We start from the raw sequence: 14,997 nt of genomic DNA, 5'->3' as shown, positions 1-14,997 counted from the left end.
CGATGGCATTCGCCGTGCAGTCGAACAAGACGGGGGCGCCGCGCACACGGCGGCGCCCCGCGCATACGGGGATCGCGTGGCTGTTCCTCGCCCCCTTCGCCGTGATCTTCGTGGTCTTCAGCGCCATCCCGATCATCTCGTCGCTCGCCATCAGCGTGACCGACATGCGCAGCGCAGACCTGCAGACGCCGTTCGGGGTGAACTTCGCAGGCCTCGAGAACTACGTGGCCCTGCTCTCCGACGGCAACTTCGTGCGGGCGATCCTCAACACCCTCCTCTTCGTGGTCGTCGGCGTTCCCGTGACCATGGCGGTGGGCTTCGCCCTCGCGCTCGTGCTCAACAGCGGCATCCGTCGGTTCCGCTCCGTCTTCCGCGGCCTCTTCTACGCACCCGTGGTCACGAACATCGTCTCCGTGGCGCTGATCTGGCAGTACGCGTTCAACCAGAACGGCACGGTCAACGAGGTGCTCGCGAACCTCGGCTTCGCCGGCCCGAACTGGCTGGGCGACGAGAATCTCGCGATGCCGGTCGTCATCCTGCTCGGCATCTGGCGCAACTTCGGAACGGCCATGCTGCTGTTCCTCGCCGGCCTCCAGTCCGTTCCGGAGGACGTGCAGGAGGCGGCCGCCCTCGACGGCGCCGGCCCGTGGCGGCGCCTCTGGTCGATGACCATTCCGCTGATCATGCCCACGACGCTCCTGGTCTCCGTGCTGCTCTCGGTCTTCTTCCTGCAGGTCTTCGACGAGCCCTACCTGCTGACCAACGGCGGCCCGCTCGGGTCGACCGAGTCGATGGCGCTCTTCACCTACCACCAGTTCGGGTTCGGCAACTTCGGCGTCTCGAGCGCGGCATCGTTCATCCTGCTGCTCATCGTCGCGGCCGTCAGCGCGCTGCAGTTCCGTCTGCTGAGGAGTCGCTCATGACCTCGCGCCTGCGCCCCGCCGTGCTCTATACGGCCCTCATCGTGCTCGCTCTCGTCACGATCCTGCCGTTCATCTGGGTGATCTCCGGGTCGCTCCGCACGACGAGCGACATCCAGGCGAACCCCGGGGCCTGGCTGCCCTCCGAGGTGACCCTCGACAACTTCGCCCGCCTGTTCAGCCGCAACGGCTTCAGCACGTTCCTCGGCAACAGCGTGATCGTGGCGGTCGTCATCGTCATCGGCAACATCATCGCCGCCTCGATGGCCGGCTTCGCCCTGGCGAAGCTCGAGTTCCGCGGCAAGAGGATCGCCTTCGCCGCCGTGCTGATCGCCCTGATGGTGCCGTTCTCGGCCACCTTCGTTCCGCAGTTCGTGGTGACCGTTCAGCTCGGTCTCGTCGACACCCTCGCCGGAATCGCCCTGCCCAGCCTCGTGCTGCCGATCTCGATCTTCATCATGAGGCAGTTCGCCGCGAGCATCCCCGACGAACTGCTCGAGGCCGCCCGCATCGACGGCGCGAACGAGGTGCGCATCTTCTTCCAGATCTTCCTGCCCCTGGCCGGCCCCGCGGTGGCGACGGTCACGATCATGTCGTTCCTGGCCTCGTGGAACAACTTCATCTGGCCCCTGATCGTGGCCCAGAGCGCCGACAGCTACACCCTGCCCGTCGGCCTCGCGGCGATGAGCCAGGCGGCCCAGAACGTGACCGACTACGGCCTCGTGCTCGCCGGCGCCGTCATCGTGATGCTGCCTGTTCTCGTGCTGTTCCTGTTCCTGCAGCGCTACTTCGTGCAGGGCATCGTGTCGACCGGACTGAAATGATGGAGGCCATGATCGAGGTCGACTGCGCTGCGGGCACGATCGTCGGCTTCACCGACGGGGTGGATGCGCGATTCCTCGGCATCCCCTTCGCCGAGGCGCCCGTCGGTGCGCGACGCTTCGCCGCGCCCGAACCGCGGGCCGTCTTCGACGAGCCGTTCGCGGCATCCGCTTTCGGAGCCACGCCGCAGCGCGGCCGCCCGTACCCCGTCACGACCATCCCCGAGCCGTCGATCCCGGGAGACGACACCCTCACCCTCAACGTGTTCGCGCCGACCGACGGTGTCGGCTCCGGCGCCGCGCCCGTGCTGGTCTGGATCCACGGCGGGGGATACGTCACCGGCTCCGCGGTCGGCCCCTGGTACGACGGCGCCGCTCTGACCCGCGACGGCATCGTCATGGTCACGCTGTCGTACAGGCTGGGTGTCGACGGCTTCGCCGCGGTGGATGGCCGCGCCAACCGCGGTATGGCCGACTGGCTGCTGGCCCTCGCGTGGGTGCGCGACAACATCGCGGCGTTCGGGGGAGACCCGGGCCGCGTCACCGTCGCCGGGCAGTCCGCGGGTGGCGGCGCCGTTCTCGCGCTTCTCGCCAGCCCCGCCGCGCAGCCGCTCTTCGACAGGGCCGTCGCGATCTCACCCGTCGACCTCTCGACTTCCCTCGACGAGGCCGCCCTGGCCACCGCCGCGCTCGCGGACTCGCTCGGCGTCGCGCCGACGGCCGAGGGCCTCGCCTCGGTCGACCCGGATGCGCTGCAACAGGCGGTCATCACGTGGGGCGAGCGGCACCCGGGCGCTGCGCCGCTGCTGTTCGAGCCGGTGAGCGGCGACGAGCTGCTGCCCCTGTCGATCCGAGCGGGCCTCGCGGTGACCGGGCTCGACAAGCCTCTTCTCATCGGCGCGACCGCCGACGAGTTCGACAGCCCCGGCTTCGCGGGCTCGAGTACGGAGCCGGAGGTCGAGGCGCATGAGACGACGGACGTCGCTGCTCCGCGCCAGACCGATGTTCTCTTCAGGGCGAGCGTTCTGCGCACGGCCCGGGCACGGGCATCCGCCGCCGCAGGCACGTGGCTCTACTCGTTCGACTGGGCGTCGCCGGTGCTGCGCGGGGCTGCCCACTGCATCGACCTGCCCTTCTTCTTCGACATCCTCGGTGCCGAGGGGGTCGAGGCGGTTCTCGGCGACGAGCCACCCGCCACCCTCGCCGCCCGCATGCACCGCGAGTTCGTCGCCTTCATCGCGGGGGCCGAGCCCTCCTGGCCCGCCGCCCACGGTGTCGAGTCAGACCCGGTGCTCGTCTTCGGTGTGGTGTCGAGCGACTCGACCGCTCTCGTTGCCGGCGCGTACGACGCGGTTCTGCCGCTCGTCGACGCCGATCTGGGAGAGTGAGCAGATGCCTGGACTCGACCCGAGCGCGATGCGCCGACTGAATACCTCCGTGGTGCTGCGCGCCCTCGCCGAGCACGACGAGCCCGTGACGATGGCGACCCTCGTGGGGCAGGTCAAACTGTCGCGGCGCACGGTCGAGCTCATCCTCACCCAGCTCTGCGAGAGCGGCTGGGCCGTCGAGGTCACGCCCGTGCACGTGGATGTCGGTCGGCCGCCGCGGTACTTCTCGTTCGAGGCCGACCGCGCCCTCGTCGTGGCCGTGCGCATCGACACGCACGCGGCCAGCGCGGCGGTCTCCGACATCCGCGGTCGGGTGCTCGGGCGCGGCCTCGTGACCCTGCGCAACTACTCCGACACCGGCCAGACGATGATCGACGCCGAAGAGGCCGTGGATGCGGCGATCCGGGAGTCGGGCCAGCCCCGCGGCCGGGTGCGCGCCGGGGCCGTCGCATCCGGTGGAGCCATCGACGAGGACGGTGTTGTGCACCGTCTGATCCACGCGCCCGCCTGGAACGAGTTCGCTCTCGCAGACGTGCTCGGCGCGCGGCTCGGCATTCCCCTCTTCGCCGACAACGACGCGAACCTCGCCGCCCTCGCCGAGCACTGGCGCGGTGCGGCGCAGGAGACCGACACGTTCGCGTGGTGCATCCTCGGAAACCGCGCCGGTGTCGGCATCGTGATCAAGGGAGCCGTGCACCGGGGATTCAGGGGAGCCGCCGGTGAGATCGTCGAGGCGGGCGTGCTCGACGTCATGCGCATGGAGACGCAGCCGTTCGGTCTGCTGAGCTCGCCGCTGCTCGAGGAACGCCGCCAGGCCGCCGCGTGGCTCGTCAGGGCGCGCGCCGGCGACGCCGAGGCTCTGCAACTTCTCGGCGAGTTCGCCGACGACGTCGCCCGCCTGCTCTCGTCGCTGGCGTGGACGATCGCGCCCGAGGTGATCGTGCTCGGGGGAGGCCTCGAGGTGGCGGAGGACCTGCTTCTTCCCCGCGTCGTCGAGGCCATGAAGCAGCTCGGCACCCTGCGCATCGACGTGCGCGCCACCACCATCGGGGCGGATGCGCCCCTGCTCGGCGCGGTCAAACTTGTGCTCGACCGCATGGACGTGGAGTTCTTCGGACCGACCATCGCGGCGTGACCCGCGGCGAGCATCCCGCTCGCATTGTCATGAGGAATTTTGCAACACAGTACGAAATCACCCGCAGTACAGGAACCAGGAGCTTCGAATGTCTGACTCGCAGAACACCCCCGACATCCTCATCGTCGGCAGCGGAATCATGGGTGCCGCGACGGCCAGGCTGCTGCGCGAGGCCGACCCGACCGCGCGCATCCTCATGATCGACGGCGCGCCCGTGGTGGGAAACGTGCCCGGGCTGCATCTGCACGACAGCACCGAACCCGCCATCTGGGAGCGCTACAACCAGCGCGTCTCCTCAGGGATCCAGGGCATGTACACGGGCGCCGATGTGACCCCCGACATCACCGACGAGCTGCGCTCGGTGGAGCCCGGCATGTACAACCTCTCGGCGCTCGGAGAGGACGCGGCCGCCATGCCCGCGAGTGCCCTGTCGTGGAACGTGGGCGGAATGGGCGTGCATTGGACCGGGGCGACGCCGTGGCCCGCGGGCGACGAGACCTTCGACTTCGGAGACTCCGAGCAGTGGCAGGCCGACCTCGGGAAGGCGCGCGAGGTGCTCGGCGTGCACCCGGCCGTGCTCGGTCCGACCGTGCCCGGCCAGCAGGTGCTCGACGTGCTCGACGAGCTGTTCGGCGCCGCGAGCCCCGCCGACCGGCACCCGCAGGCCATGCCGATGGCCGTGCAGCCCGGCGCATCCGGGCCCCTGCCGCGCACCGGCCCCAGCCGCATCTTCCCGCCGATCGCCGAGGGAGGCGACGCCGCCTTCGAACTGCGCGCCGGCACGCTCGCGATCGCGGTGCTGCACGACGGAGGCCGCGCCCGCGGGGCGCGCGTGCGCGACATCGCCTCGGGCGAGGAGTACGACATCGAGGCTTCTGTCACGATCGTGTGCGCCGACGTGATGCGCACGCCTCAGCTGCTGTTCGCGTCGGGCATCAGGCCCGAGGCGCTCGGCCGCTACCTCAACGAGCACGCCTTCGTGACGAGCCGCGTGCTCATGGACCTCGACCGCTTCGGCCTCACTCTCGATGAACTGCCCCGCGCCCTCGAGGGCGAGTTCGCCACCGACTCCCTCTGGCTGCCCCAGAACGGGGCGGCCCAGCCGTTCCACGGGCAGATCATGAACTCCGTCTACGTCGACGACGACGATGAGGCTCTTGCGTACTCCGTCGGCGTCTCGCTCTACACGCCCGTCGAGTCGCGAGCCTCGAACAGGCTGGCGTTTTCGCCGACCGAGACCGACGTCACCGGCATGCCGCGCATCACCGTCGAATTCGAGTACACCGACACCGACCTCGCGCTCATCGAGCAGGCGGCCGACACGATCGAACTCGTCGCTCGACGATTCGGAGCGTTCGATCCCGAGACCGAGTCGGCCGTGCTCGCCCCCGGCTCGTCGCTGCACCAGACCGGCACCGTGCGCATGGGCGCCGTCGACGACGGCACGAGCGTCTGCGATCCGGATGGGCGGGTCTGGGGATTCGACGGCCTCTATCTGGCCGGCAACGGGGTCATCCCCACGCCGGTCGTCGGCAACGCCACCCTCACCGGCGTGATCACCGCCGTGCGCGCGGCGCGAGCCGTCGCCCGCCTGCGGGTGTCGGCCGCCTGACCGGCGGTCGCGCATCCATTCGTCTTCACCCATCTGCACCGTCTTGAAGGGACACTCATGAACATCGACACCCTGGCCACCTCGTATTCGATCGAGCTGCCCGACTGGATCGCCGACGAGCTCGCCGACGTGCCGGATGCGCTCGGCAGCTACGAGGAGCGCATGCGGCTCGTGCACCGGCTCGCTGCCCGCAACTTCAGGGAGGGAAGCGGGGGACCGTTCGCGGCAATCGTGGTGGAGTCGGACACCGGCAAGATCGTATCGGTGGGCGTGAACGTGGTGCTGAAGAGCGGCGTCTCGTCGGCGCACGCCGAGGTCACCGCCCTCGGGCTCGCGCAGACGCGCGTCGGATCGTGGGACCTCGGCGGCGAGGGCCAGCCCGCGCACGAGCTCGTCGTGAACTGGCGCCCCTGCGTGCAGTGCTACGGCGCGACGCTGTGGTCGGGAGTGCGCACGCTCGTCGTCGCCGGCGACGGGCCAGAGCTCGAGGAGATCACGACGTTCGACGAGGGCCCCATGCGCGAGGACTGGGCACCGCAGTTCGAGGCTCGGGGCATTGCCGTGGTGCAGGACGTGACCCGCGACGAGGCCCTCACGGTGTTCCGCGACTACCGCGAGCACGTGGATGCGGGTGGCGCGGTCGTGTACAACGCCCGCGCGGCCGAGTGACGGCATCCGGCCCCCGTTCTTTGATTGTTCGACCAGGAAGAAGACCATGACGCTCAGCCGCTCGCAGTTCGCGCTCAACCCCATTCAGTGGATCAACATCAAGGCCGACCCGGCGGACCCGGCCAGCGACGACCTCTGGCTCTTCGCCGAGCCGAGCTTTCGGGCGCAGTACCCGGATGTGCTCGCGCAGGTGCGTCGCTCGGGTTTCGACGCGACGATGATGGAGGTGCTCGACACGCAGACCCTGCAGGACTATGCCCGCATGCTGCGCGAAACGGGCCTTCGTGTGGCCTCGGGGTACTGCTCGGTCTCGTTGCCCGAGGACCACGGGGTGTCGCTTGCGCCGGGCAGCGCTTCGTTCGTGCGCTGGTTCGACGGCGTGCGGCGCAAGGCCGAGGAGTCGAACTTCTTCGGGCTGACGTCGGTCTTTCTCGCCCCCGAGGTGTCGTGGGCTCCCGGCACGGTGCGCACGCTCGACGCCGTGGCCGTGGGTGCCGTCTTCGACGAGGGTCGTCTCGACCGGGTGATCGACGTGCTCGGCGAGGCCGCGAGCGTGCTCGCCTCGGAAGGCATTAGGGCCGGCCTGCATAATCACGTGGGCACCTGGGTCGAGACCGAGTACGAGATCGACCGCGTGCTCGCCGCCATCTCGCCGGATCTGCTGGGCGCCTCGTTCGACGTGGGGCACCTCGCGTGGGCGGGTATGGACCCGGTCTCGATGCTGGAGCGCTACTCGGATCGCCTCGTCGACCTGCACATCAAGGACCTCGACCTCGACGTGGCGGCCGCGAGCCGGGCGACGCCCACCCCCTACCGCACCGCGACCGACCAGGGGCTGTTCCTCGAGCCGGGGCTCGGCGGGATGGACCTCGACGGCATCCTCGGAGCCCTGCCCGACGGCTTCGGCGGCTGGATCATCATCGAGGTCGACCGCGCGAGCATGGAGCCGTTCGAGAGCGCGAAGGTGAGTCGCGCCTGGCTGGAGTCGACGATCCCGGCGTGACCGTCCAGCATCCGCGCCCCATAGGCGCATGCGCCGCCGGTCGTCTGGCAGCGGATGCGCCCACACGGCGCGGATGCTCGCTAGAGCGTGCGGGTCGTCGGGTCCCAGGTCTCCGGGAGGACCGGGCTCGCGGGGGCCTTGCTCGTGACTCGCACGAATTGGCCGGCCGTCGACGACTCCTCCATCGCGGTCATCACGTCGAGCACGTGGTAGCCCAGCTCGGCCGGCAGCAGGTCGCCGCCGCCCGACCGGATGGCCCGGGCCATCTCCAGCACGGCGGATCCGCGGCCGCCGGCGTACCCGGTCTCGGCCAGCTCGATGCTCTCCCCGCCGCGCACCAGCGTGCTCGCGCCCTCGAACATGTTCGGGTCGGGCAGCACGAGGGTTCCGGTCTCGCCGGTGATCTCGACGAAACCCGAACGCTGCAGCGGTGAGTCGAAGCTGAAGATGCTCTGCGACGATTCGCCGCCCTCGAAGCGGGCGAGCGCGCTCATCTGTGTGTTCACGGTCACGGGCAGCTCGGTTCCGGCGCGCGGGCCCGATCCGATCACCCGGATGTCGCGGGCCCGTGAGCCGATCGCGGCCACCTCGGTGAATGACCCAAAGATGCAGGCGAGCGTCGTGAGGTAGTACGGCCCCATGTCGAACAACGGCCCCGCGCCGGGAACGAAGAAGAAGTCGGGGTTGGGGTGCCACGACTCGGGGCCGGGGCCCTGGAACGCGGTCATCGCCGTGAGCGGCCGGCCGATGTCGCCGCGGGCAATCGCGCGGAGCGCGCTCTGCACGCCCGGGCCGAGGATCGTGTCAGGCGCGACACCGATGCGCAGGCCGGCGGCGGATGCCTGGTCGAGCAGCGCCTGTCCGCTCTCGCGGTCGAGACTGATCGGCTTCTCGCTCCACACGTGCTTGCCGGCGCTGAGCGCGGCCGACGAGAGTTCGGCGTGCACGGCCGGAATCGTGAGGTTGATCACGATCTCGACGTCGTCGTCTTTCAGAACCTCGTCGGCGCGTCCGGAACGCGGCACGCCGTATTTCTCGGCCTGCTGCGCGGCCCGCGCGACATCCAGATCGCCGATCATCACGACGCGAACGTCGGGGAAGGTCGTGAGGTGGGTGAGGTACTGGTCGCTGATCGCACCGGCGCCGATGATGCCGATGCCGACGGGGCCGGATCCGACCGGGCTGTAGGTGGCGGGGCTGTAGGCGGCGGTGCTCATCAGCGGAGACCCCTCTCGACGAGGAACTGTCTGGCTTCGGCGATGCCGGCGAACAGGTCGCCCGAGTAGACGTCGAACTCGACGACGGCGAACTCGAGGTCGGGAACTGCGTCGAGGCCGGCGGCGAGGGGGACGACGCCCTGCCCTGCGGGAAGCTGGCTCGACAGGTGCTCGGGCTGCTCGAGAGAGGCATGCCCGGCGGGAACCTGGTTGGGCAGGTCGCCGGTGAGCGAGCCGTCTTTCACGTGGATGAACTTGACCCGGTCGGCGTTGCGGGTGAGGAACTCGACCAGATCTTCGCCTCCCGCGGCGACCCAGTAGGCGTCGACCTCGAGAACGACTGCGGGGTCGAGCAGGCTCGCGAAGTGGTCGAGGCCGGTGACGCCCTCGACGCGATTGCGGATCTCGCCGTCGTGGTTGTGGTAGCCCACGCGCATGCCCCGCGCAGCCGCGGGCTCGACCGCGGAGTTGAGGCGGTCGGCCAGGCGGGCGATGTTCTCGGCGCTCTCCCACAGGGTCGGCGGGGTGAACGACTCTATGACCGTCTTCACTCCCAGGCGCTCGGCCAGGTCGAAGGACTCCTCGAGCTCGCCGGTCGCGAGCGGCACGTGGGCGCTCGGAGCGGTGAGTCCGTGCTTCGCGAGCCCCGCGGCGTAGGCGTCGCCGAACTGCTGCAGGCCGTAGAGCTCGACGGCCGTGAAGCCGAGGCCGGCGATGCGCCCGAGCATCGCATCCGGATCGGCGGCCAGCGAATCCTTGACCGTGTAGAGCTGGAGCGAAATGGTCGCGGTCATGCGTCTCCTCAATGAGTGCGTGCGGGGTGTGCGACAAGCCTAGTTGGCGCGGTGGGATGCGCATACATTTTCGTCGGTCGGCTCGCAGCAGGCGTTGATCGAGTGGTGAGGAACGAGCGGATCGAGATCAGACCGCGCGGTTCAGTGGGGGCCACGTTGCTGATGCGGTCCTGTGCTGTCACGAACGATGAGCGTCGTCTCGAGCAGGTCGTTGGATGCGGGCGTACCGCCGTCGATCAGCTCGACGAGGTGTGCAACGGCGCTCTCGCCGGCAGTCTGCAGCCGGGCTCTGACGGTGGTCAGGGCTGGCACGATCAGCTCGCTACCGAAGATGTCGTCGAATCCGGTGACGCTGAGGTCTTCCGGCACGCGGATGCCCGCGCTGGTCGCAGCCTGAATCAGCCCTATGGCCATGAGGTCGTTGAAGGCGATGACCGCAGTCGAGCGAGCGGCGAGCACACGGCGCAGAGCAAGCTTGCCGGCCTCGATGGTGGGACTGTGCGGTCCCACCTCGACGATGGCAAGGTCGCGATCGGCAGCCGTCTGCAGCAGGTGATCCCAACGACGGCGGCTGATCCACGAAGTCTCCGGCCCGGAGAGATACAGCAGGGAGCGGTGGCCGAGTCCTGCGAGGTGATCGACCAAGGCGTCGACACCGGTCTCGACATCCGGCAGCACGCTCAAGACGCCCTCCACCGGGCGGTTGATGAGCACGACCGGCTTGCGTGAGGCGACGCTGGAGATCCGCTCATCCGAGAGCCGGGTGGTGGCGAGGACGATGCCGTCGACGCTCGGCAGAAGTCGGGAGATCGCTTCCGCTTCAGCATCACCGGACTCCTGCGACTCGGCAATGACGAGGGTGTAGCCCGCTGCGGAGGCCGCGTGCTCGGCACCGCGCACGATGCCGAAGATGACGGGGTTCGTGATGTCGGCGACGAGAAGCCCCAGGGTGTGGCTGCGGCCGGTATGAAGTCCGCGCGCCATGGGGTTGAAGTGGAAATCGAGGCGGTCGGCGGCCGCCTTGATCTTGGACTCGGTCTTCTGGCTGATACGGCCCGGTTTGCTCAGGGCCCGTGACACGGTCGATGGGTTGACGCCGGCGAGCTCGGCGATGTCGTAGATCGTCGCGGAGCCTCCACGCTTGGCAATCTTGGCCGCGAGCTCGGGCGGGATGTCGCCGACCGTCGAGGGGTCGGTTCCGTTGGCGTTGCTCACACGACCAATCTAGAGGGTGATGCACGACGGGGATGGGCCGAAGCCCATCCCCGTCGAGACAGCAGACCTTATGGCTACTTCCCGTCGAAGGCGAAGTTGCTCACCGTCGCCGGCACGCCGCCGATCTGGATCAAGGAGATGCCGTCGGCGGTGGCCCACGTGGAGTTGATGAACGTGATCGGGGCCTCGAAGGCCTGATCCACGCCGTATTCGTTCAGCTCCTTGTATGCCGGCAGCGAGGCGGACTCGTCGACGCTCGAATTGATCGTCGCGAAGAGTTTGTCGATCGTGGCGTCGGTGTAGTGCCGAGGGTTGCCGAAGCCGTTGGGCGAATAGTGGAAGAACGCGTCGGCCGGATCGGAGTTCACGCCGGTGATCTGGAAGGACAGACCATAGTCGCCGGAGGTCAAGGCCGACTGGGCCTGCTGCGGCGGCACGGTGACCCATTCGAGCCCGAGCCCGATGTCGGTGAATGCCTGAGAGAGAGTCGCCTCGACGGATGTCGTGAGGAAGGTGCTGGGAATCTGGAACGTCTCGCCTGCATACCCGGCGTCGGCGACCAGCTTCTTGCCGAGTTCGGGATCGTATGAGTAGGTGTCGTTCAGGGACTCGTCGAACACCTGGCCGTTCGGGCTGAAGATCTGCTCGGTCAGGGTGCCGTCGCCCGAGTAGATGCCCTTCAGGATGCCCTCGCGATCGATCGCATGGTTGATTGCTTGGCGTACCTTCTGGTCACCCAGCGCCGGCCATTTCTCGCCGCCCCGATCGAGGATGTCGAGGTAGGCGAGGGCTTGCCCGGGCACGGTGCTGATGCTGAACTTCGTCGTGTCGAGCTGTCCGACGAGCTGTGCCGACACGGTCGCAGCGTTGATCTCACCGGCCTGGAGAGCATTGAAGGAGGCGGTGGGGTCCTGCAGTACGCGCACCGTGACGGAGGGGAAGGGGTAGGCGTCCGCATTCCAGTAGTCGTCGCGCTTGGTGAGTACGTAGGACGTGCCGGGTACGGTGTTCGCGACGTCCAGGGTGTAGGGCCCGGAGCCGACCGGATTCGTCGCAGCTTCGGGGAGATCGAGCGAGTCGGGGTCGCCGATCGCCCCGGCACCCAGGGAGAGGTTGTAGATGAACTGCGGGTCGAAGGATGCGAACGTCACCTCTACCGTCAGGTCATCGACCGCCTTCACGTCGGTGACGAGGGCGAACTTGGGCTGGACGATGCCCGGCGTGTTCTTGGTGCGGAGCATGGTGGCGGCGACGGCCGCGGCGTCGACCGGGTCACCGTTGGTGAAGGTCATGTCGGCGTGCAGCTTAAGGGTGAGGACGGTGCCGTCCGCGTTGTATTCCCAGCTCTCGGCCGCATTGGGTGCCACGGCACCGGTCTTCTGATCGCGTGCGAGAAGGGTGTCGTACACCGACGCCCAGACGAAGGCCTGTTGACCGTCGGCCAGCTGCGCTGTGTCGAGCGAGTTCGGCCCGGACACTGCGGCCAGGGCGAGCGGGGGCGCTGCGGAGGCGGCGTCGGTCGACGTCGCGTCGCCGGGCGCGCTGCATGCGCTGAGGAGAAGGGCGCCGCTGACGAGAGCGGCGATTGCCGCGCTCCGGGTGCCGAGACGGTGCTGTCGGTGCATTTTTCAGACTCCTTTGAATGAAAGCGAGGACGGTGGCAATCGTTTGACGAATCGAACGGACCTGTCGCGTTCACTCAGTAAACCAGTAGCCGAGCCGTTTTGACAACCGATTGCCAAAACTGTAATCAATTGTGACCGACCGATTAGTGACGGTCGTTCGTCAGGTGGCGGGAGATGTCGCCGGCGAGCGCCTCGGGGCCGGGTCCGACGTTCACAACGAGGCCTGCCTCGGTCGGCTCGAGCGGCTCGAGTGCGGCGAACTGGCTGGCGAGGAGAGTAGCCGGCATGAAGTGATTCGCGCGGGCGGTGAGGCGATCGCGTATGAGATCGACGGGTGCGGTGAGCTGCACGACGAAGAGCTCGGGCGCCCAGAGGCGGAGGCGGTCGCGATGTACGACGCGCAACGCTGAACAGGCCACGACGACCCGACGGCCCTTGTGTTGGAGGATGGCACGGCCGACGGCGTCGAGCCAGGGACCGCGGTCGTCGTCGGTGAGCGCTATGCCCGACGCCATCTTGGCGATATTGGCTGGCGGGTGGAGATCGTCGGCATCGAGGAACGGACGATCGAGGCGCCGTGCGAGAAGCGCGCCGACGGTCGACTTGCCCGACCCGGACACACCGGACACGGCGATGGCCGCTGGGCCGCGCGGCGACCCAGCGGCGTCGGTCACTGTACCGACCATCCGCCGTCAGAGGCGAGGACTGCGCCGTTGATGTTCACGGCATCGTCGCTCAGCAGGAAGGTGATGGAGGCGGCGAGCTGATCGGCTGTGGCGATCGTGGGAATCATGTCCTGGAACGGCTTGAGCCGGCCGAGTCCCGAGGCCGAGATGTTCGCGGGCATCGGGATGCCGGTGGCGACGCCGCCGGGCGCCACCGCGTTCACCCGGATGCCCTGCGGTCCATACATGAACGCGGTGCTCTTCGTGAGTCCGATCACGCCGTGCTTGGAGACGGTGTACGCGGTGCCCGAGGAGTTGCCGCGCAGAGCGGCTTCCGATGCGACGTTGACGATTGCGCCCCGGCCGGCGGTCTGCATCGCGGGCAGCACGGCCCGGGTCAGTTTGAAGCCGCCGGTGAGATTGACCGCGATCACACGGTCCCACACCTCGTCGCTCGTTTCTCCGGCGGGGGAGAAGTCGTCGTTGATGCCGGCGACGTTCGCGAGGGCGTCGATCCGATCGCCTGCGGCGGCCATGATGGCGTCGATACCCGACTGCGAGGTGATGTCGGCGGGCACCGCGATCACTTCGGCGTCGGGGAGGGAGTCCACGAGTTCGGCCAACCGAGCATCAGAGATGTCAACAGCGATCACGCGGCCGCCTTCGCGGGCCACCCGCGACGCTGTGGCCCGGCCGATTCCGGAGGCGGCGCCGGTCACAACGACGGTGCGGCCGGCAAAGCGGCCCGGCGTGATGGTCTCGCGCCACAGGCCGTCGTCGGCGACGGCGGACTCGGCTGGGATTTCACCGCCGTTCGCCTGCCGTACGAGGTCGTCCACGAGCTGCTGGGGCAGTTGTCCTTGGCTCAATTCGACGAGCTGCTGCAGCGGCAGTGCGGCGACCGGAGCGAGAGTCGTCTCGTCGATTCCGGCCTGGGCGAGAAGCCCGCGAACGAGCGGGCCGCCCTCAGGGTGGGCAAGCCATGAACTGATCGAGCTCGCGGCGGTGATGGGGTTACTGGTCATGATGCTCTTTCCTGTCGAGGCGATGTGAGGGGTGCGATGAGGGTCAGGCGGTTTCGCCGCCGTCGGCGAGCAGGGTGCTGCCTGTCATGAAGGCCGAGAGATCGGACGCTGCGAACAGGGCGACTCGCGCGATGTCATCGGGCGTGCCCGTTCGGCCGAGAAGGGGCGTCGCCATATAGTCGACCGGCGGCCCGTCGGTCTGACCGAGCGCCTCGAGGGCGGCAGCCAGCATGAGCTGGTTTCCTACGGTCGGAACGTAACTCGGCGCGACCCCCAGTACTCGGATGCTCTGCGGTGCGAGCTCGAGGGCCAGCTGCCTGGTGAGCCCGCGAACTGCATGCTTCGAGCCGACGTAGGCGGCGAGGCCGGGTCCTGTCCCACGGAATCCGGCGGTCGAGACGACGTTCACGATCACGCCGCCCGTACCGGCTGCCGTCATCCGTCGCGCTGCCTCTCGGGCGCCGGCAAGTGTGCCGCGGGCGTTCACGGCGAAGACCTGGTCCCAGAGCTCGTCGCTCAGCTCGAGCAGCGGCGTGTTCGGGAAGATGCCTGCGTTATTCACCCAGATGTCGAGACCGCCGAAGTGCTCGACAGTGGCATCGGCCAGGGCGACGACGGAGTCCGTCGATGCGACGTCGAGCCGAAGGCCCTCTGCGCGCACCCCGTGAGTTCCCGAGAGTTCGTGAGCGGTACGCACGGCCAGGTCCTCGTCGAGGTCGCCGATGACGACATCGGCACCTGCCTCGGCGAGGCGCAACGCGATCGCCTTGCCCAATCCGCGAGCGCCGCCAGTGACGACGGCGCGACGGCCTCTGAGGGAGATGAGCTCGGCGAGGGTGTGCTGGGAGACATCGGGAACGGGCATGGTGATCCTTCGGGTCGGTGATAGAGGGGCAGGAGACGAGACA

14 protein-coding genes are annotated in these 14,997 nt (G+C 68.6%); 7 read left to right on the top strand and 7 right to left on the bottom strand.

Annotated features, from left to right (window positions below; all coding sequences use genetic code 11):
- Positions 1 to 2 precede the first annotated feature (2 nt).
- The 7 genes from ASF51_RS03030 to ASF51_RS03000 all read left to right on the top strand — a co-directional run bounded on the left by ASF51_RS03030 (position 3) and on the right by ASF51_RS03000 (position 7,548).
- A complete protein-coding gene (locus ASF51_RS03030; protein WP_055924980.1) occupies positions 3 to 923 on the top strand; it encodes a carbohydrate ABC transporter permease in 921 nt (306 codons plus the stop codon).
- Positions 920 to 1,744: a carbohydrate ABC transporter permease gene (locus ASF51_RS03025; RefSeq protein WP_055924977.1), complete on the top strand. Its 825-nt coding sequence runs from the start codon at positions 920 to 922 to the stop codon at positions 1,742 to 1,744. The genes ASF51_RS03030 and ASF51_RS03025 overlap by 4 nt, the downstream gene beginning before the upstream one ends.
- Positions 1,745 to 1,752: 8 nt before the next feature.
- Positions 1,753 to 3,129, top strand: coding sequence for a carboxylesterase family protein (locus tag ASF51_RS03020; RefSeq protein ID WP_162236921.1), 1,377 nt, complete (start codon positions 1,753 to 1,755; stop codon positions 3,127 to 3,129).
- A 4-nt stretch (positions 3,130 to 3,133) separates the two neighbouring features.
- Positions 3,134 to 4,264 (top strand): ROK family protein, encoded by a 1,131-nt coding sequence (locus tag ASF51_RS03015; protein WP_055924971.1) that lies wholly within the window; start codon positions 3,134 to 3,136, stop codon positions 4,262 to 4,264.
- Positions 4,265 to 4,352: 88 nt separating this feature from the next.
- Positions 4,353 to 5,876 carry a GMC oxidoreductase gene (locus ASF51_RS03010; protein WP_055924968.1) on the top strand — a complete coding sequence of 508 codons (1,524 nt, stop codon included), beginning with the start codon at positions 4,353 to 4,355 and terminating at the stop codon, positions 5,874 to 5,876.
- 57 nt (positions 5,877 to 5,933) lie between these two features.
- Complete coding sequence (locus ASF51_RS03005) at positions 5,934 to 6,545, top strand: nucleoside deaminase (RefSeq protein WP_055924965.1); 612 nt, start codon at positions 5,934 to 5,936, stop codon at positions 6,543 to 6,545.
- A 46-nt stretch (positions 6,546 to 6,591) separates the two neighbouring features.
- Positions 6,592 to 7,548 carry a sugar phosphate isomerase/epimerase gene (locus tag ASF51_RS03000; protein ID WP_055924963.1) on the top strand — a complete coding sequence of 319 codons (957 nt, stop codon included), beginning with the start codon at positions 6,592 to 6,594 and terminating at the stop codon, positions 7,546 to 7,548.
- Between the two features lie 80 nt (positions 7,549 to 7,628).
- Here ASF51_RS03000 and ASF51_RS02995 read toward each other — a convergent pair whose 3' ends face one another.
- From ASF51_RS02995 to ASF51_RS02965, 7 genes are all read right to left on the bottom strand, one after another.
- Positions 7,629 to 8,765 (bottom strand): Gfo/Idh/MocA family protein, encoded by a 1,137-nt coding sequence (locus ASF51_RS02995; RefSeq protein ID WP_055924960.1) that lies wholly within the window; start codon positions 8,763 to 8,765, stop codon positions 7,629 to 7,631.
- Positions 8,765 to 9,559, bottom strand: a complete 795-nt coding sequence (locus ASF51_RS02990) for a sugar phosphate isomerase/epimerase (RefSeq protein WP_055924957.1) — start codon at positions 9,557 to 9,559, stop codon at positions 8,765 to 8,767. Before ASF51_RS02990 ends, ASF51_RS02995 begins: the two co-directional genes overlap by 1 nt.
- Before the next feature lie 141 nt (positions 9,560 to 9,700).
- Positions 9,701 to 10,774 (bottom strand): LacI family DNA-binding transcriptional regulator, encoded by a 1,074-nt coding sequence (locus ASF51_RS02985; RefSeq protein WP_055924954.1) that lies wholly within the window; start codon positions 10,772 to 10,774, stop codon positions 9,701 to 9,703.
- 74 nt (positions 10,775 to 10,848) lie between these two features.
- Positions 10,849 to 12,399, bottom strand: coding sequence for an ABC transporter substrate-binding protein (locus ASF51_RS02980; protein ID WP_055924951.1), 1,551 nt, complete (start codon positions 12,397 to 12,399; stop codon positions 10,849 to 10,851).
- A gap of 143 nt (positions 12,400 to 12,542) precedes the next feature.
- Positions 12,543 to 13,073, bottom strand: a complete 531-nt coding sequence (locus ASF51_RS02975) for a gluconokinase (protein WP_235497113.1) — start codon at positions 13,071 to 13,073, stop codon at positions 12,543 to 12,545.
- Complete coding sequence (locus ASF51_RS02970) at positions 13,070 to 14,089, bottom strand: SDR family NAD(P)-dependent oxidoreductase (protein WP_055924945.1); 1,020 nt, start codon at positions 14,087 to 14,089, stop codon at positions 13,070 to 13,072. The genes ASF51_RS02975 and ASF51_RS02970 overlap by 4 nt, the downstream gene beginning before the upstream one ends.
- Positions 14,090 to 14,132: 43 nt before the next feature.
- The gene (locus ASF51_RS02965) at positions 14,133 to 14,954 is read right to left on the bottom strand and encodes an SDR family NAD(P)-dependent oxidoreductase (RefSeq protein WP_235497112.1); all 822 of its coding nucleotides are present in this window, start codon (positions 14,952 to 14,954) and stop codon (positions 14,133 to 14,135) included.
- Positions 14,955 to 14,997 lie beyond the last annotated feature (43 nt).

Source organism: Agreia sp. Leaf283, assembly GCF_001422485.1.
Lineage (GTDB): Bacteria > Actinomycetota > Actinomycetes > Actinomycetales > Microbacteriaceae > Agreia.
This window is presented reverse-complemented; position numbering and strand designations above follow the sequence as displayed.

Coding starts and splice junctions, on each gene's coding strand:
- ASF51_RS03030 (WP_055924980.1), top strand. CDS start 3: ATGGCATTCGCCGTGCAGTCGAACAAGACGGGGGCGCCGCGCACACGG.
- ASF51_RS03025 (WP_055924977.1), top strand. CDS start 920: ATGACCTCGCGCCTGCGCCCCGCCGTGCTCTATACGGCCCTCATCGTG.
- ASF51_RS03020 (WP_162236921.1), top strand. CDS start 1,753: ATGATCGAGGTCGACTGCGCTGCGGGCACGATCGTCGGCTTCACCGAC.
- ASF51_RS03015 (WP_055924971.1), top strand. CDS start 3,134: ATGCCTGGACTCGACCCGAGCGCGATGCGCCGACTGAATACCTCCGTG.
- ASF51_RS03010 (WP_055924968.1), top strand. CDS start 4,353: ATGTCTGACTCGCAGAACACCCCCGACATCCTCATCGTCGGCAGCGGA.
- ASF51_RS03005 (WP_055924965.1), top strand. CDS start 5,934: ATGAACATCGACACCCTGGCCACCTCGTATTCGATCGAGCTGCCCGAC.
- ASF51_RS03000 (WP_055924963.1), top strand. CDS start 6,592: ATGACGCTCAGCCGCTCGCAGTTCGCGCTCAACCCCATTCAGTGGATC.
- ASF51_RS02995 (WP_055924960.1), bottom strand. CDS start 8,765: ATGAGCACCGCCGCCTACAGCCCCGCCACCTACAGCCCGGTCGGATCC.
- ASF51_RS02990 (WP_055924957.1), bottom strand. CDS start 9,559: ATGACCGCGACCATTTCGCTCCAGCTCTACACGGTCAAGGATTCGCTG.
- ASF51_RS02980 (WP_055924951.1), bottom strand. CDS start 12,399: ATGCACCGACAGCACCGTCTCGGCACCCGGAGCGCGGCAATCGCCGCT.
- ASF51_RS02970 (WP_055924945.1), bottom strand. CDS start 14,089: ATGACCAGTAACCCCATCACCGCCGCGAGCTCGATCAGTTCATGGCTT.
- ASF51_RS02965 (WP_235497112.1), bottom strand. CDS start 14,954: ATGCCCGTTCCCGATGTCTCCCAGCACACCCTCGCCGAGCTCATCTCC.